Source organism: Rhodopila sp., from assembly GCF_965277825.1.
Taxonomy (GTDB): domain Bacteria; phylum Pseudomonadota; class Alphaproteobacteria; order Acetobacterales; family Acetobacteraceae; genus Rhodopila.
This window is the reverse complement of the sequence record NZ_OZ255846.1, coordinates 4,463,775-4,478,782: the sequence shown is the minus strand read 5'-3', so window position 1 is coordinate 4,478,782 and position 15,008 is coordinate 4,463,775. Positions and strand designations below refer to the sequence as shown.

Annotated in this window: 11 protein-coding genes and 1 pseudogene; 5 read left to right on the top strand and 7 right to left on the bottom strand. The window is 66.9% G+C overall.

What is annotated here, in order from left to right; genetic code table 11:
• Positions 1-54: 54 nt before the first annotated feature.
• Complete coding sequence (gene ligD / locus ACQY4T_RS21600; protein ID WP_428534883.1) at positions 55-2,823, top strand: DNA ligase D; 2,769 nt, start codon at positions 55-57, stop codon at positions 2,821-2,823.
• A gap of 521 nt (positions 2,824-3,344) precedes the next feature.
• On the opposite strand, the gene ACQY4T_RS21595 is transcribed toward ligD, so the two are convergent.
• Genes ACQY4T_RS21595 through ACQY4T_RS21585 form a run of 3 tightly spaced genes read right to left on the bottom strand, consistent with a single transcriptional unit; the run spans position 3,345 to position 6,823 of the window.
• Complete coding sequence (locus tag ACQY4T_RS21595) at positions 3,345-4,646, bottom strand: peptidoglycan -binding protein (protein ID WP_428534881.1); 1,302 nt, start codon at positions 4,644-4,646, stop codon at positions 3,345-3,347.
• Entirely contained in the window at positions 4,647-5,792 is a 1,146-nt protein-coding gene (locus ACQY4T_RS21590) for a flagellar motor protein MotA (RefSeq protein ID WP_428534879.1), read from the bottom strand.
• Positions 5,789-6,823, bottom strand: a complete 1,035-nt coding sequence (locus ACQY4T_RS21585; protein ID WP_428534877.1) for an OmpA family protein — start codon at positions 6,821-6,823, stop codon at positions 5,789-5,791. The genes ACQY4T_RS21590 and ACQY4T_RS21585 overlap by 4 nt, the downstream gene beginning before the upstream one ends.
• A 212-nt stretch (positions 6,824-7,035) precedes the next feature.
• Between ACQY4T_RS21585 and ACQY4T_RS21580 the strand changes: the two genes are divergently transcribed.
• The gene (locus tag ACQY4T_RS21580) at positions 7,036-8,232 is read left to right on the top strand and encodes an acyl-CoA dehydrogenase family protein (RefSeq protein ID WP_428534875.1); all 1,197 of its coding nucleotides are present in this window, start codon (positions 7,036-7,038) and stop codon (positions 8,230-8,232) included.
• 104 nt (positions 8,233-8,336) lie between these two features.
• Positions 8,337-8,768, top strand: coding sequence for a GlcG/HbpS family heme-binding protein (locus tag ACQY4T_RS21575; RefSeq protein ID WP_428543031.1), 432 nt, complete (start codon positions 8,337-8,339; stop codon positions 8,766-8,768).
• A gap of 42 nt (positions 8,769-8,810) precedes the next feature.
• On the opposite strand, the pseudogene ACQY4T_RS21570 reads toward ACQY4T_RS21575, so the two are convergent.
• From ACQY4T_RS21570 to ACQY4T_RS21555, 4 genes and pseudogenes are all read right to left on the bottom strand, one after another.
• Positions 8,811-9,086, bottom strand: a pseudogene (locus ACQY4T_RS21570) (type II toxin-antitoxin system PemK/MazF family toxin); the annotation flags it as partial.
• A 61-nt stretch (positions 9,087-9,147) separates the two neighbouring features.
• Positions 9,148-10,242, bottom strand: a complete 1,095-nt coding sequence (locus ACQY4T_RS21565; protein ID WP_428534873.1) for a mandelate racemase/muconate lactonizing enzyme family protein — start codon at positions 10,240-10,242, stop codon at positions 9,148-9,150.
• 92 nt (positions 10,243-10,334) lie between these two features.
• Positions 10,335-10,481 carry a hypothetical protein gene (locus ACQY4T_RS21560; RefSeq protein ID WP_428534871.1) on the bottom strand — a complete coding sequence of 49 codons (147 nt, stop codon included), beginning with the start codon at positions 10,479-10,481 and terminating at the stop codon, positions 10,335-10,337.
• Positions 10,482-10,714: 233 nt separating this feature from the next.
• Positions 10,715-12,880: an amylo-alpha-1,6-glucosidase gene (locus ACQY4T_RS21555; RefSeq protein ID WP_428534869.1), complete on the bottom strand. Its 2,166-nt coding sequence runs from the start codon at positions 12,878-12,880 to the stop codon at positions 10,715-10,717.
• Positions 12,881-13,284: 404 nt separating this feature from the next.
• Between ACQY4T_RS21555 and ACQY4T_RS21550 the strand changes: the two genes are divergently transcribed.
• Together ACQY4T_RS21550 and ACQY4T_RS21545 are read left to right on the top strand one after the other, a co-directional pair.
• Positions 13,285-14,211: an ABC transporter permease gene (locus ACQY4T_RS21550; RefSeq protein ID WP_428534867.1), complete on the top strand. Its 927-nt coding sequence runs from the start codon at positions 13,285-13,287 to the stop codon at positions 14,209-14,211.
• Entirely contained in the window at positions 14,208-15,008 is an 801-nt protein-coding gene (locus tag ACQY4T_RS21545; RefSeq protein ID WP_428534865.1) for an ABC transporter permease, read from the top strand. Before ACQY4T_RS21550 ends, ACQY4T_RS21545 begins: the two co-directional genes overlap by 4 nt.

Here is a 15,008-nt window from a genome sequence, read left to right as displayed (position 1 = left end):
CAACCAAGCCAGTCGCGGCACCGTTTTGCTCGATCATGCCGTGAGGGTCGTCGCATGGCTCGGTCTGCTACGTCAAAACGCGATACTTCGATCCAAAGTTACCACTCGAAGCGCGATTTCGCCGCCACGGCGGAGCCGCCGCCAGCCGCCCGGTCCGCTAACGGGCCACCGGGCGCTGTACGCGGCAAGGGCAAGGCAGCGGCGCCGATCTTCGTGGTGCAGAAGCACCAGGCGCACCGCGCCGGGCTGCATTGGGATTTTCGGCTGGAGCACAATGACGTGCTGTGGAGCTGGGCGGTGCGCAAGGGGCCGTCGCTGGACCCCACCGACAAGCGAATCGCCGTGCATGTCGAGGACCATCCGCTGGACTACGCCGATTTCCAGGGTTCCATCCCGGATGGGCAGTATGGCGCCGGCAGCGTGGAAACCTGGGACCGCGGGACGTGGGAGCCATTGATCGACCCCGACGACGGGCTGCGCGACGGCGAGATCAAGTTTGTGCTGTCCGGGCAGCGGCTGCACGGCAAGTTCACCCTGGTCCGGCTGAAGCCGAAAGCCGGCCAGCGCGGGCGGCAGGACAATTGGTTGCTGATCAAGGGCCACGATGGCGATGAACGGCCGGGTACCGATGCGCTGGCGCTGGAAGCCGCCATCCCGGCGCCGGGAAAGTCCGGCCGCGGTTCCGGAAAGTCCGACCGCGGCTCCGGAAAGCCCGGCCGCGGTTCGGGAAAGCCGGCCATCCCGGGTGCGGTGCGCGGCGAACTGCCGGACAAGCAGGCGCCGATGCTGGCCGCGGTCACCGAGGCGCCGCCCGACGGCGACGGCTGGCTGACCGAGATCAAGCTGGACGGCTATCGGATCCTGGCGGCGCTGGACCACGGCAAGGTGCGGCTGCTGACGCGCAACGGCAACGACTGGACCGATCGGCTGCCGGCGGTGGCCCGAGCGGTGGGGCGGCTGCACGTCGAGCAGGCGATGCTGGACGGCGAACTGGTGGCTCTGGACAAGGATGGGGTTCCCAGCTTTCCGGCGTTGCAGGCGGCGCTGTCCGGCGGCCGCGATCAGACCCTGGTGTACTATCTGTTCGACCTGCTGCACCTGGACGGCTGGGACTTGCGGCCGTGCGGCCTGCGCGAGCGCAAGCAGCGGCTGAAGGGGATCGACACCTGGCGCGGCATGCTGCGCTACAACGACCATCATGAGGGCGACACCGATCGCATGCGCCAGGCCGCCTGCAAGATGAAGCTGGAAGGCGTTATCTGCAAGAAAGCCGACGCTGCCTACCGCTCCGGGCGCAGCCACGACTGGCTGAAGCTGAAGTGTCAGGGGCGGGAGGAACTGCTGGTCCTGGGCTGGACCGAACCGGCCGGCAGCCGCACCGGTCTGGGTTCGCTGCAGCTTGGCTACCATGACCCTGACGGTGGGCTGCATTATGCCGGCGGCGTCGGCACCGGGTTCTCGGACGAGACCCTGGCGCTGTTGCGGGATCGGCTGGACGGGCTGGGTTCGGGACCGCCCGCGGCATTGATGGTCGCCGGCGAGGAGCTGGAGCGCAACATCCATTGGGTGAAGCCGGACCTGGTGGTGGAGATCAGTTTCAGCACCTGGTCCGGCGCCGGGCGGGTGCGGCACGCGGTGTTCCTGGGCTTGCGCGAGGACAAGCCGGCCGATCAGGTGGTGCGCGATCCGGCCGATCCCGAGGCGGAACGCCGGTCGGTCGCGGCGAAGGATTATGCTGGGTCGGCGAAGAAGCGGGGCCCGGTTATCGCGGTGCCGCCGAAACGCCAGGCCAGAGCGGCGGCGGCGCGCGGCGGTAGCGCCATCGTTACCGCCAAGGCGCCTGCTGCGCGCACCGAGACGATCGAGGGGGTGACGCTGACCCACCCGGACCGGGAATTGTGGCCGGGCATCAGCAAACGCGATCTGGCCGGCTACTGGCAGGCGGTGGCCGATCACGCCTTGCCCGGGCTGGCGCGTCGGCCGCTGGCGATCGTGCGCTGCCCGGAAGGCATCGACGGCGAGCATTTCTTTCAGAAACACGGCCACGGGACGATGCCGCCCGGCGTGCGCGACGGCACCGCCGACAAGGCGCCATACCTGGCGATCGACGGGCTGCCGGGCCTTGTCGCGATGGCGCAGATGTCGGCGATCGAGCTGCACCTCTGGGGCGCGACCGAGGCCGATGCTCTGCATCCTGACCAGTTGGTGTTCGACCTCGATCCCGGCGAAGGGGTCGGCGTGGCCGAGATCGTCGCCGCCGCGCTGGACATGCGCGACAGACTGGAGGCGATCGGGCTGGGGTCGTTCTGCCGCACCAGCGGCGGCAAGGGCCTGCATGTTGTGGTGCCGCTGATCGCCGAACAGCCATGGGACCCGGTGCGGGCGTTTTGCCGGTCGTTCGCCGAGACGGTCAGCGCGGCCGATCCGGGGAAGTATCTGGCGCACGTCAAGCTGTCCGACCGGCGCGGCCGGGTGTTGATCGATTGGCTGCGCAACGGATTGGGCTCGACCGCGGTGGCGTCGTTCTGCCCGCGGGCGCGGCCCGGTGCGGGGGTGGCGACGCCGCTGGCGTGGCGGGAGGTGACGCCGAAGCTGGATCCGGGGGCGTTCACGCTGAAGACCGTGCCGGCGAGGCTGGCCAAGCTGAAGGCCGATCCGTGGGCGGATTTCGAGCGCAAGCGGCGGCGCTTGCCTGCTGTGCCGGAGCGGGAGAGGTTGACCGAGAGCGCGGCGCGGCCGGCGGGGACGGCTAAGCCGTCGGGGAAGGCTAAGCCGGTGGGGAGGGCTAAGATCGTGACGGCGAAGGCGCCTAAGCGGCGTTGAGCGGTGACGGTTGGGCTTGATCGGTATTGGCGTCACCGCGATTGGTGACGGTTTGCGGGAATGGCCGGGGTGCTGGTGCGGGCTTTGCCAGTTTTTTGGAACGCAGATGCACGCGGATAGGCGCAGAGGAACGCAGATAGGATGATTGGGTTTGCGAGCGGCTTGTTGTTCTGTTGTTGCAGAAATGGCTGCGGTTTGCGCACGGCAGAGATGGGTGGCGTGGGTCGGGTCGGCTCGAGTGGCGGGATGTGAGAATTCGGGCTCTTCGGGAGCGCCGTTTTCAGCCAGCGGTGAAGCGCCGTTTTCAGCCAGCGGTTACGGGCGATTACCGGGTATTGCAACTTGCGATCGGGCGATTTGTGTTCATCCGGGTTTATTTGTGTGCATCTGCGTCGATTCTTATTGCTTGAGACGCTGTGAAACTTCGGGGAAGAACGGTGTTTGCGAGGTGATCGTGTTTCGTTTCGAGGAAGGACGATCGGATCATAGGCGGCGATCGGGCCTCAAAAGGTCGAGGCCGGTTATCGGTCGGTCAGGCGAAGCTCGATGCGGCGGTCCTTGGCGTAGGCGTCGGACGTGTCGCCGGGTCCGAATGGCTGGTATTCGCCGAACGCGGTGGCCGCCAGATGATCGGCCGGCACGCCGTCGGCGATCAGCAGCTTGACCACGGTGATCGCGCGCGCTGACGAGAGTTCCCAGTTGGAGCTGAACTGACCACCCTTCACCGGTTGCGGATCGGTGTGGCCGTCGACCCGCAGAATCCAATGCAGGCTGGGCGGGATCTGGGCGGCAATGTCCTTGATGGTCACCGCCAAGGTGGTCATCTGGGCGATACCGGGTGCGGTCAGGTCGGCGCTGCCGACCGGGAACAGCACCTCGCTCTGGAATACGAAGCGGTCGCCGACGATGGTGATGCCGGAGCGGTTGGCCAGCAGGGTGCGCAGTTTGCCGAAGAACTCGCTGCGGTATTGCTGCAGTTCCTCGACCTTGGAGGCCAGCGCGACGTTCAGCCGCTGGCCGAGGTTGGTGATTTCGGTGGCCTTGGCGGTATTCTGCTTCTGCGACAGATCGAGGCTGGCGGCGATCGAGGACAACTGGGTCTTCAACTGATCGATCTGCTGGTTGAGCAGCGCGATCTGTGCCCGTGCGCTGTCGCCCAGTTTCTTTTCGTCGCTCAACTGCGCCTCGACCGCCTGGCGCCGCTTTTGCTCAGTCATCGCTCTGGCGGCGGCGTCCTGGGCCTGTTTTTCCAGCTCGTCGCGCAGCGCGGTCAGGGCCTGGGTCTGGTTGTCCAGCGTCGCCAGGTCGGACAGCTTGGCCTGCAACGTGTTCTTGTCGACCGCGACGGTGCGATCGAGGTCGGCGATCTGCTTCTTCATCGCGGCCAACTGGTTCTGCGCGTCGGCCAGTTGGGACTGCGTGGTGGTGGCCTGCGCCGAACTGGCGGTGAGTTGCGATTGCAGCCGGGTGTTGGCGGCGGTGGCCGCCTGGGTCGCCAGGTTGGCGTCGGCCAGTTGCGACGCCAGCTTGTCGCGTTCGGCCGACCGAGCCGCCAGTTCCTTGCCCAGTTGCGACACCGAGACCTGCAGTTCCGATGACTTGCCGCGTTCCAGCGACAGCGCGTCGGCCAGTGCCGAGAGTTGCTGGTTGGCCTTGTCCAGTTCGTGGCTGCGCCCGGACAGGGTCACGGTCAGGAACGCCTGCGCCAGGACGAACACCAGCAGCACGAAGATGATGACCATGAGCAGCGTGGACAGCGCATCGACGTAGCCTGGCCACGCGTCCAGTCCGTTGCCGCCATGCCTGCGGATGCGCGCGGCCATCTATCGCTGCGGTTCGGCCAGGGCGGCGACGGTGCGGGTCAGCAGCCGCAGATCGTTTCTGAGGTCCGCGGTGGCGCGGGCGCGGCCCAGTTCGGTTTCGGCCAGCATGCGCTGCATATAGAGCTCGATGTTGCGCAGATGGCCGCGGCTGGTCTCGTCGCCGCCCTGCATCGTGGCCAGGCGCTGCATCGCCGGACCGAGCGTGGTCTGGAGTTCGGCGATCCGCATCATCAGTTGCTGGTTAGCCCGCATGGTGTCAGCCAGGGCGCCCAGGCGTTCGTTCAAGGTGACCACCGCCTGGTTCACCTGGGAGCGGTTTTCCTCGTCCCGGGTCAGCACGCGCTGCAGGCTTTCCATGTTCTCGGCGGTCTGTTCGAGCAGGGCCTGGACATAGACCGGAACCGAACCCTCGCCTTCCGAGAGCACGCCCGATGACAGCCGGGTGAGGCCGGCGAGCCATTCCTCGAGCTCGTTGAAGAAGCGGTTCTGCGCCTGGCCGGCGGTGAGATCGAGGAAGCCCAGCACCAGGGCGCCGGACAGGCCGTACATGCTGGCGGAGAACGCGGTGCCCATGCCGGCGAGCGGGCGGGCCAGGCCGGTCTTCAACTGATCGAACATGAGGTTCATGTCGCCGTTGCCCATGGTCATGCTGGCGATCACGTCGGATACCGAGGTGACGGTCTTCAGCAGGCCCCAGAAGGTTCCCAGCAGGCCTAAGAAGATCAGCAAGCCGGTCATGTAGCGCGACAGTTCGCGGCTTTCGTCTAGCCTTGAGGCGAGGCCGTCGAGCAGGCTGCGCATGGCGCCGGTGGACAGGGTGAAGTGGCGGGCCTCAGCGTTGCCGCCGCGGCCTTCGCGGATCGCCAGCATGGAGGCCATCGGCGCCAGCAGCTTGGGCGAGGGCAAGGCGGCCAGGCGCGAGCGCGAGGTCTGGTAGGTTTCCAGCCACAGCACCTCGGGCCGCAGGCGCAGCACCAGGTTGAGGTTCCAGCCGATCCCCAGCAGCAGGATCAGCATGATCAGGCTGTTCAGCACCGGGTTGTTGTTGAACGCGGTGATCAGCACCGGCGACAGCAGCGCGGCGACGACGGCGACCGCCACCAGGAACAGCAGCATGCGGACCAGGTAGGCGGACGGGCGGGTCATCTGGTGGCCGCCGTGGCAGGGGGCGTGGGGGCGGGGGGTGTGGGGGCGGGCGTGGCCGCGCCGGTGACGCTGAGGTCGACGCGGTCGGGCGGGCCGTCGCCGTATTGCTCACCCAAGGCGCGGACGAAGATGCGGGCGGAGGGCACGCCGTCGGCGACCAGGGCGCTGCGCACCGTCATGGCTCGCGACAGGGAAACGCGCCGCGCGGTGGATGGGTCGTCCGGCTTGCCCGGCGCGTAGGCGAGGACGTTGAAGGTGGTCGAGTCGCCGGTTGGCGCGGCGGCGGTCAGTTGCTTGATCGAGGAGGCGCTGGCCGGGCTGAGATCGGCGTCACCGGGGGCGAAGGTCAGGCGCAGGCCGGTGGTGGTGGGCGCCACGGCGGTGGCGGCCTTGTCGGAGACCGGTGGCGGCGGTGGCGGCGCTACTCCGGCAGCCGGGGGCGGGGGGGCGATCGGGGCGATGCTAGCGGTTTGCGGCACGCTTTCGGGCATCGCGGGGGGTGCGGCGGGGGGTGGTTTTTGCGTCGTTGCGTGGTCGGTTGTGGCGACGGTGGTTTGGTTCGTGGCCGCGGGTCCCGGCGTCGATGTTGCGGGTGGGCTGGTGGAGGGCGGGGATCCGGGTGCGGTGCGCAGGGCTTGTTCCGAGGCCGGATGATCGGCGGCGGAGCGGTTGGAGGCCTGGGCGTTGGAGGCCTGAGCGTTGGAGGCCTGGGCGTTGGAGGCCTGGGCGTTGGAGGCCGGGGCGTTCGGGGTCTGGCTGTCTTGGGCTTGGCCGTTCGGGGCTTGGCGAACGAAGGCTTGGCGGTCCGGGGCTTGACGGTCCGGGGCTTGACGATCCGAGGCTTGGCGATCCGGGGCTTGACGGTCCGGGGCGCGACGGTCCGAGGCTTGGCGGTCCGGGGCTGGGCGGTAGGGGGCCTGGCGGTCGCCGGCCGAGTGGTCGGGCAGCGCCTGGAGCGCGCGCAGGTCGACGGTGACCTGTGCGACTGCGGGCGTTGCGGCGGTCAGAAAAACCGCGCTCAGGATCGGCATCGGGCGCATTACGACCAGTGGTAGCGGAAGCCGCTATTCCGTTCAATGAACCATCCCGTGCGCGATCCGTCAGTGGCCGCCAAGCCGCATTGTCGGTGGCGCACCGGTTGCGCGTGGCTGGGGTCATGGAGCGCGCCTGGAGGTCGGGCGCGGATTGACAACCCAGGCGCGACCGACCGGTAATTGCCCCGGAACGGCGCAGGGAGCGTTGCATGAACCATATCAGCCCGAGCGCGATGGAGAGCGGGGCCGCTGGCACCGATCCGGTGGCCCGCGCGCGGGATCTGGGGCCGGCGATCGCCGCCGCGGCGGACGAGATCGAGCGCACCCAGTGCATTCCCGCACCGCTGCTGACGCAGATCCACGACGCCAGGCTGGCGCGCATCCTGCTGCCGCGTTCGGTGGGCGGGGACCAGCTAGAGCCGTGGACCTACCTGAGGGCGATCGAGGAGATCAGCCGCCATGACGGGTCGGTCGGCTGGAACCTGTTCGTGGCCAACAGCGCGGCGCTGATCGCTCCGTTCATTCCGCTGCCGACGGCGCGGGAGATTTTTGCCGACCCGCGCGCCTGGGTGGCCTGGGGACCCCCCAATCAGTGCAAGGCGCAGGCGGTGGCGGGCGGCTATCGGGTCAGCGGGGAGTGGCATTTCGCCAGCGGGTGCCGCCAAGCCACTTGGATGGGAGCGCACTGTGCGGTGATCGAGCCGGACGGGTCGGCGCGGCTGAACCGCTTCGGCCGGCCGACCGTCCGCACGCTGCTGTTTCCCAAGCGGGATGCCGAACCGATCCACGACTGGAACCCGATCGGCATGCGCGGCACCGCGTCGGAGGGGTATCGGCTGACCGATCTGTTCGTCCCGGAGGCCTATAGCGGCACCCGCGAGGACCCGGCCCTGCGCCGTGACAGCGGTCGGTTGTATGCGTTCACCATGCAGGGGCTTTATGCCGTGGGCGTCGCCGGCGTCGGCTTCGGCATTGCTCGGGCGATGCTGGATGGGTTCATCGCGCTGGCAGCGGAGAAGGCGCCACGTGGGTTGCAGCGGCTGGCCGACAGTCCGGTGGTGCAGGCTGACGTGGCGCGGCGGGAGGCTCAGCTTGGTTCGGCGCGCGCCTGGCTGGTGGAGATCCTGAAGGAGGTCTGGGCCGGGGCCGACGAGGTTGCCCCGATCGACCTGGCGGCCAGGGTGCGGGTGCGGCTTGGTTGTGCGCACGCGATCAGCAGCGCGATCGAGGTCGCTGACTACGTGTTCAAGGCGGCTGGGACCTCGGCGATTTTTCCCGGTACGCCGTTCGAGCGGCGGTTCCGCGATATCCACACGCTGTCGCAGCAGATCCAGTCGCGGGAGGCGCATTTCGAAGCGGTTGGCCGAGCGATGTTCAACGGTGATCCGGACGGGGTATTCTTGTAGCCGGTGGTCCGTGGACTGATCGGTTCGCGGGTGCCGCAACAGTTTTAAACGAAATGTCCGTGGCGCTTCCGCCGCTGGCGATTTCGATTGGGGGAAGACAGACGATGACGCAACTGACCTTGGCCAAGGCGCAGACCATCATCACCGCCGCGCTGGCGCACTCGCGGCAGAAGTCGCTGGCCCCGATGGGGGTGGCGGTGCTGGACGCGCGGGGCGTGTTGAAGGCTTACGCGGCCGAGGACGGAACCGCGTTGCGGCGCGCCGACATCGCGATCGGCAAGGCCTATGGCGCGCTGTCGATGGGGGTGGGGTCGCGCACCTTGGCCAAGCGGGCGGAGGAGCGGCCGCAGTTTATCGCCGCGGTGACCCATGCGGTGGGCGGGTCATTGATCCCGGTGCCCGGCGGTGTACTGATCCGCGGCGACGACAAGTCGATCATCGGCGCGGTCGGGGTGACCGGGGACAGTTCCGACAACGACGAGGGGGCGGCGCTGGCGGGTTTGGCGGCGGCGGGGTTGACCGCAGACCCGAGTTGAGGGTGTGGGCGACGACGGTGTTATTAGCATCAGCACCGCGCGCATGGCTTCCTCGATTGCCTGCAGGTCCTGACGGGATAGTGCTCCTGTCGCGCGCGTCAGGCGGGATCGGTCCACGGCGCTAATCTGGTCACAAACCGCCACCGATGCCTCGCCAGCCGACAGCACTTCCACGACGATCGGCGGGCGCGGTTCCGGGCCGGTGGAAAGCGACACGACGACGACTGTTCGGCGTACCCGGTTCAGCCCATTGGCGCTGAGCACCATCGCGGGCCGCGTCTTGCGAGTTTCGGAACCTCGTGTTGGATCAAGAGCCACCCACCAAATCGAATATCAATGGCAACAGCACCGAGCGTTTGCAATCGTCACCCACCAGCGCTCACGCCTTGAACGCCGCGATCGCCTTCTCGTCGAAGGTCAGCCCCAGCCCGGGTTTTTCCGGCAGCACCAGCATGCCGTTGTCGATGGCCGGGGTTTCCTCGTACAGCGCCAGCATCCACGGCATGTATTCGACGGTCAGCCCGTTCGGGCAGGCGGCGACCATGTGCAGCAGGATTTCGGGCATCACGTGACTGACCACCGGCAGGTTGAACGCCTCGGCCATGGCGGCGACCTTCATCCATTGCGTTATGCCGCCGACACGGCAGATGTCGATCATGATGATATCGACTGAGCGGGCCTCGATCATGTGGCGGAACGGAACGATGCCCCAGAGGTATTCGCCGCCCGCGATCGGCGTGTTCAGCGCGGCGGTGACGCGGGCGAGGCCCGGGTAGTCGTCGGCGGCGGTGACGTCCTCGAGCCAGAACAGTCCGACGTCCTGCGCGCGGCTGCCGATGTCGATCGCCTGTTCGGGGCGCCAGCGTTGGTTGATGTCGCACATCAGCTTGACGTCCGGCCCGATGGCTTCGCGCACCACGCGCACGCGGCGCAATTCCTCGGCCGGGGTGGGGTTGCCGGGCAGCGCCATCTGGGTCTTCATTTCGGTGAAGCCCTTTTGCACCAGGATGCGGGCCGCCCGCTGTGCCTGATCGTCGGTCAAGCCCCGGCGCAGCGACCCCGAGGCGTAGGTCGCCACCCGGTCGCGGTGGCCGCCCAGCAGCTTCCACAGCGGCTGGTCGAGCGCCTTGCCCTTGATGTCCCAGAGCGCGACGTCGATGGCTGACAACGCCAGGGTGAAGATGCCGCCGGGGCCGCAGGAATCACCGGTGCCGGCGCGCAGCTTGGCGATGATGTTCTCGATGCGCAGCGGGTCCTCGCCGACGGTCAGGGTGGCGAGTTCGTCGACCGCGGTGTGCAGGCTTCCGGTCATCCGGCCGCCGTAGAAGGTGACGCCGATGCCCTCGATGCCGCTATCGGTGCGCAGGCGCAGGATGACAACGGGGCGGGTGCGGCCGGCTTGCTCGGGCATGTTGGCCAGCGGGTCATCTTCCGGCAGGCGCAGCGTGGTGGTTTCGTGGCTGGTGATCTTCATTAGGTTCCTCCGACGGCAGCCAGCTCTTTGTTTCAATGGCATGCTGATCCAAAAACTCCGCCGCATAATGCGGCGGACTTTTGGGGCAGCACCTATTTCTCTTGTAGCTCGAACTTGGACCCCCAATAGTGATTGGAAATATCGACCGCGTTCTTGATGGCGTGCCAAGCGAGCTTGGGATCGCCGCCTTGAAAGCGTTTGATGTCCGCGCCGCATTGCAGGCAGTTGGCAAGTTGCATGACGCAGCTCGCGAAAAACTGCCTGGGAGGCGGCGGTCGGCTGGTGCCAGCGGCCGACATGGTTGCCGCGAAAGCCTCGTGCGCTGGTCGATCGCGGCGACGACATTCGTTCTCATGTGATCCTGGGCGTTGTCCAGTTCGGCTTCGAAGTTTCGATCAGGGTCAGACATTAGGGACCACCTTCTGGACCGAGCGAAGTAACGAGAGATCTAGACTGTGTTGGACTGACCGCGTCAAGCCACGCCGAGCGTTTCGCGCGCTTCGACGGCGCCGCGGTACTTGACCAGCTTGGCATCGCCGCGCAGCACGTCCCACCGGGTCTTGTCGCCGTCGCGGTGGAACCGGATATCGAGGTGCTTTTTGCCCAGCCGCAGGTCGGTCAGGGTGACGTCGGGCAGCCAGGGCGGCAGGTCGGGATCGACGTACAGCGTGTTGGCGGGTGCGTCCGGCTGGATGCCCAGCATCGCCTGCAGCAGCGCGAAACAGGACCCCGCCGCCCAGGCCTGCGGCACGTTGGCGCCCAGGTACTGCACCGGGAAATTGGCTCCGTCGCGCTGCACCCCGGCGTAGAGTTCGGGCAACTGGTTCAGCAGGAAATAGCTCGCGGCCTCGCTGATGTCGCGGGCGATGTGTCCCGCCTCGATGCTGAACCCGTAGCGTTTGAAACCAAGCGCGATCAGGCTGTTGTCGTGCGGCCAAACCGAGCCGTTCTGGTAGGAATAGGGGTTGAAGGCGGGATGCAGGGATGACAGCGTGCGGATGCCCCAGCCCGAGTTCATGTCGGGCTGCATCAGGCGCCGCACCACGCGGGCGGCGCGATCCGGCGGCACGATGCCCGACCACAGCAGGTGTCCGGGGTTGGAGGCGACGGTCATCACCCGCTGTTTCTCGCCATCCAGCATATAGGCGTAGAAGCCGGCGTCCTCGTCCCAGAACGCCTGGTTGAACTTGGTGAACAGCGCCGCTGCCTTCTCGCGCAGTGCGGCGGCGCGATCCGGTTGCTTGAGCGCATCGAACACCTCGGCCATGCGGACCCAGGCGTCGTAGACATAGCCTTGCAGTTCACACAGCGCCTTGGGGCCGCGCACCGGGGACCCGTCTGCGTAGATCATCGAATCGCCGGCGTCTTTCCAGGCCATGTTCTCGTAGCCGACCGGCGAACGGGTCTGATATTCCTGGAACAGGTCGCCGTCGCGGTCGCCGTAGTTGTCGATCCAGTCGAGCGCGGCCAGCGCATTGGGAAGATAGCGTTCCAGCAACGACATGTCGCCGGTGGCGCGCCAGGCGGCGTGCAGGGTGACCAGGAACAGCGGCGTCGCGTCGGCGGTGCCGTAGTACGGTGTGTGCGGTATCAGCTTGAAATGCGCCAGCTCGCCATAGCGCAATTCGTGCATGATCTTGCCCGGCTCGGCGTCACGGAAATCATCGCGCTGCTTGGCCTGCCAGCCGGCCAGCACCTCCAGCGAGCCGCGCGCGAACTCGGGGTAGACAAGTATGTTCTGTAAAGAAACGATCAGGCTGTCGCGGCCGAACGGCGCCATGAACCAGGGCAGCCCGGCGGCGGGCAGGAACACCATGTGGTCGGTGCCCCCGATCGGCAGGCGCAGTGCCGCCATGTCGTCGATTGCCTGGTGGTAGAAGCGGTAGAATTCTTCATTGCTGGTGCGCAACTTCAGCACCGTCTCGCGCCAGTCACGATGCGCCTTGGCCTGTGACGACAGCCCGGAGTCGGCGGCGCAATCCTTTGGCGCGTGAAAGCGTTTGTCGCCGTCGGCGAATTCATACATCAGGCAGCAGTGCCAGCGTCCGCGCGGCGGCAGCTTGACCTCGAAGCTGAGCCGGCCGTTGGCGAGCACTGCGCGGGAGTCGCTCTTGCCGACCGAAACCGCGACCGAGCGGGAGAAATCGGCGTTGTGGTATGTGGTGCGCAGGGTCTGGCGGGTCTCGGTCCAGTCGGAGTGGATGTGACCGCGGCGGATGTCGCGCTTGGCCTTGACGTCGAACACGTCGGCGAAATCCGAGCGGATGGCGATTTCAAGGTTGAAGCGGACCGGCTTCTGGCCGTGATTGGTGATATCGAGGTCTTCGTGCATGCCTTGGTCCAACGCGCGCGAGATTTCGAACGCCAGGGTTTGCGCGGGGATCGCGCCATCCTCGGTGAGGAACGGCTGGTTGGTCAGGAAGATGCGGGCGGCATCGAAGCTTACCGCGCCGCCGTTCAGCAGGTCCCACGGCGTGCCGTTGGCGTAGACCGACCAGGCGCTGATCACCCTGGTGTCGAAGAAATACAGCCCCTTGTCGCCGGGCCAGTCGATCTGGCCGTCGGATTCGGTCACCAGCACCGTCATGGCCTGATGGATGGCAATCTGCGGCGGGCCGACCTGGACCTTGAACGGCATGGACGAATTCTCCGCGTTGTGGAGCGCGCCGGGCTCCCGGTCGTTACCATCGGATGCGGCGTGGCACCGGATGCTGAAGTCGGGCGCGCGGGACGTATCGTGGACCCTGGACCACGTCAGGCGACATATCGAACAGGGGTCTTCGTCGGCCGCATTTATTGAGCCGCATTTATTGAGGCCGCACTGTTCAACATCGACGGGAGCGAAGCAAGCACCGAACGCGATGGGGCCTGGCCGGCTGGCGGGTCCTGTCGGCCGCGGTCATATCACCTATTACCCGCCTTGGCGGCCGGCTGATCGTTGATGGGGTCGCCGGCCGCGGGCGGATGCGATCGTGGCATGGCATGTGTATTGCAGACCGGTCAATACGGCCGGCTCAACCCATGTGGAGCGTTGGCGAAACGATGACTGTCACCGCTGCTGTTTTTTCCCCCGCCTTGCGTGTCGTGCGTGCCTCGGCACGGCCATTGGCGCTGGGCGGGAGCCGGGTGGCGGGGCTGCTTCTATTGCTGCCGGCTTCGGGGTTCCTGTTGGCGTTCTTCATCGCCCCCGCGCTCGCTCTGTTCGGCTACAGCGTGCTGACGCAGCGGCCCGACGGGGTGGTGACGCTGCCGTTTACGCTGGCGCATTTTCAGCACTTCGTTGGCACCGAGCTGTACACCCACGTGCTGGTTGCAACGTTGAGGATGGCGGCGGTCACCGCGGGGCTGGCGGCGCTGCTGGGCTATCCGGTTGCGCTTGTGATGGTGCGCAGCAACGCGCTGGTGATGCGGATCATGACGATCGTGGTGATCGCGCCTCTGATCGTCAGCGTCGTGGTGCGCACCTATGGCTGGCAACTGCTGCTGGGCAATAGCCGCTCCGGGGTGGTGAACTGGGTGCTGTTGTCGCTTGGCGTGATCCACCAGCCGATGCGGATCCTTTACACCGAAACCGCGGTGGTGATCGGTTCGCTGCACGTATTCCTGCCGATGATGGTGCTGCCGCTGGCCTCGGCCTTGGCGAAAATCGATCCGCAGCTAGAAGATGCCGCGCGGACCTTGGGGGCGGCGTCGTGGCGGGTGTTCTGGCGGGTCACCCTGCCGCTGAGTCTGCCGGGGCTGGCCGTCGGGTTGACCCTGGTGTTTTCGCTGACCGCGAGCTCATACGTCACGCCTGCCATACTGGGTGGCACGTCTGCCCAAATGCTGGGCAACCTCATCGAACAGCAGATTACCGCGGTGTATGACTGGCCGTTCGGCGCGACCGTGGCGGTGGTTCTGGTGGTGATGGTGCTGGGGATCAACCTGGCTTCAAGCTGGTTCCTCGAGCGGCGGCGCAAGCTGGCATGAACCGGCATGGAGTCGCGGCTTCGGCGACGCTTTATACCGCCGCCGTCGCGACCCTGATCTTCCTCGCCGCGCCGCTGCTGGTGACCATGTCACTGTCGGTGTCCGATACGCTGTTCGTCAGCTTTCCGCCGAAGGGCTTCACCCTGGCCTGGTATGGCAAGGTGCTGCGTGACCCGGAGTTCCTGTCGTCGCTGTCGTTCAGCCTGTGGCTCGCCGGGTTCGCGACGGCGGGCGCGGTGTTGCTGGGACTGCCGGCGGCGTTCGCACTGGTGCGGTTCCCGGTGCCGGGGGCCGCGGCGGTGCGGTCGCTGCTGCTGTCGCCGCTGATCTTCCCGGTGCTGGTGACCGGACTTGCGCTGCTGCAACTGTTTTCCGCCCTGGGCTGGAGTTCGGTGCCGGTGAACCTATTGATTGCGCATATCCTGGTGACCTCGCCGTATGTGGTGCGCACCGTGACCGCCAGCCTGATGCTGGCGGACGTCACGCTGGAGGAAGCCGCGCGGACGCTTGGTGCGTCGCGCTGGCGCACGTTCCGCCGGGTGACGCTGCCGCAGATCGCGCCCGGCGTCGCGGCCGGCGGGCTGTTCGCGTTCATGGTGTCGTTCGACAACTACCCGGTGTCGATGTGGCTGGCGGATGCGCAGAACGATCCGATGCCGATGCTGATCTATCGCAAGGCGAGCAGCGTATTTGACCCCTCGGTTGCGACCATTTCGACCTTGATGATCGGGTTGGCGATCGTCGTGGTGCTGATCCTGGATCGGTTGGTCGGTCTGCGGCGCGCAATGGGGATGTAG

Coding starts and splice junctions, on each gene's coding strand:
- ACQY4T_RS21595 (WP_428534881.1), bottom strand. CDS start 4,646: ATGGCCGCGCGCATCCGCAGGCATGGCGGCAACGGACTGGACGCGTGG.
- ACQY4T_RS21560 (WP_428534871.1), bottom strand. CDS start 10,481: ATGCAACTTGCCAACTGCCTGCAATGCGGCGCGGACATCAAACGCTTT.
- ACQY4T_RS21565 (WP_428534873.1), bottom strand. CDS start 10,242: ATGAAGATCACCAGCCACGAAACCACCACGCTGCGCCTGCCGGAAGAT.
- ACQY4T_RS21545 (WP_428534865.1), top strand. CDS start 14,208: ATGAACCGGCATGGAGTCGCGGCTTCGGCGACGCTTTATACCGCCGCC.
- ligD (WP_428534883.1), top strand. CDS start 55: ATGGCTCGGTCTGCTACGTCAAAACGCGATACTTCGATCCAAAGTTAC.
- ACQY4T_RS21585 (WP_428534877.1), bottom strand. CDS start 6,823: ATGCCGATCCTGAGCGCGGTTTTTCTGACCGCCGCAACGCCCGCAGTC.
- ACQY4T_RS21555 (WP_428534869.1), bottom strand. CDS start 12,880: ATGCCGTTCAAGGTCCAGGTCGGCCCGCCGCAGATTGCCATCCATCAG.
- ACQY4T_RS21580 (WP_428534875.1), top strand. CDS start 7,036: ATGAACCATATCAGCCCGAGCGCGATGGAGAGCGGGGCCGCTGGCACC.
- ACQY4T_RS21590 (WP_428534879.1), bottom strand. CDS start 5,792: ATGACCCGCCCGTCCGCCTACCTGGTCCGCATGCTGCTGTTCCTGGTG.
- ACQY4T_RS21575 (WP_428543031.1), top strand. CDS start 8,337: ATGACGCAACTGACCTTGGCCAAGGCGCAGACCATCATCACCGCCGCG.
- ACQY4T_RS21550 (WP_428534867.1), top strand. CDS start 13,285: ATGACTGTCACCGCTGCTGTTTTTTCCCCCGCCTTGCGTGTCGTGCGT.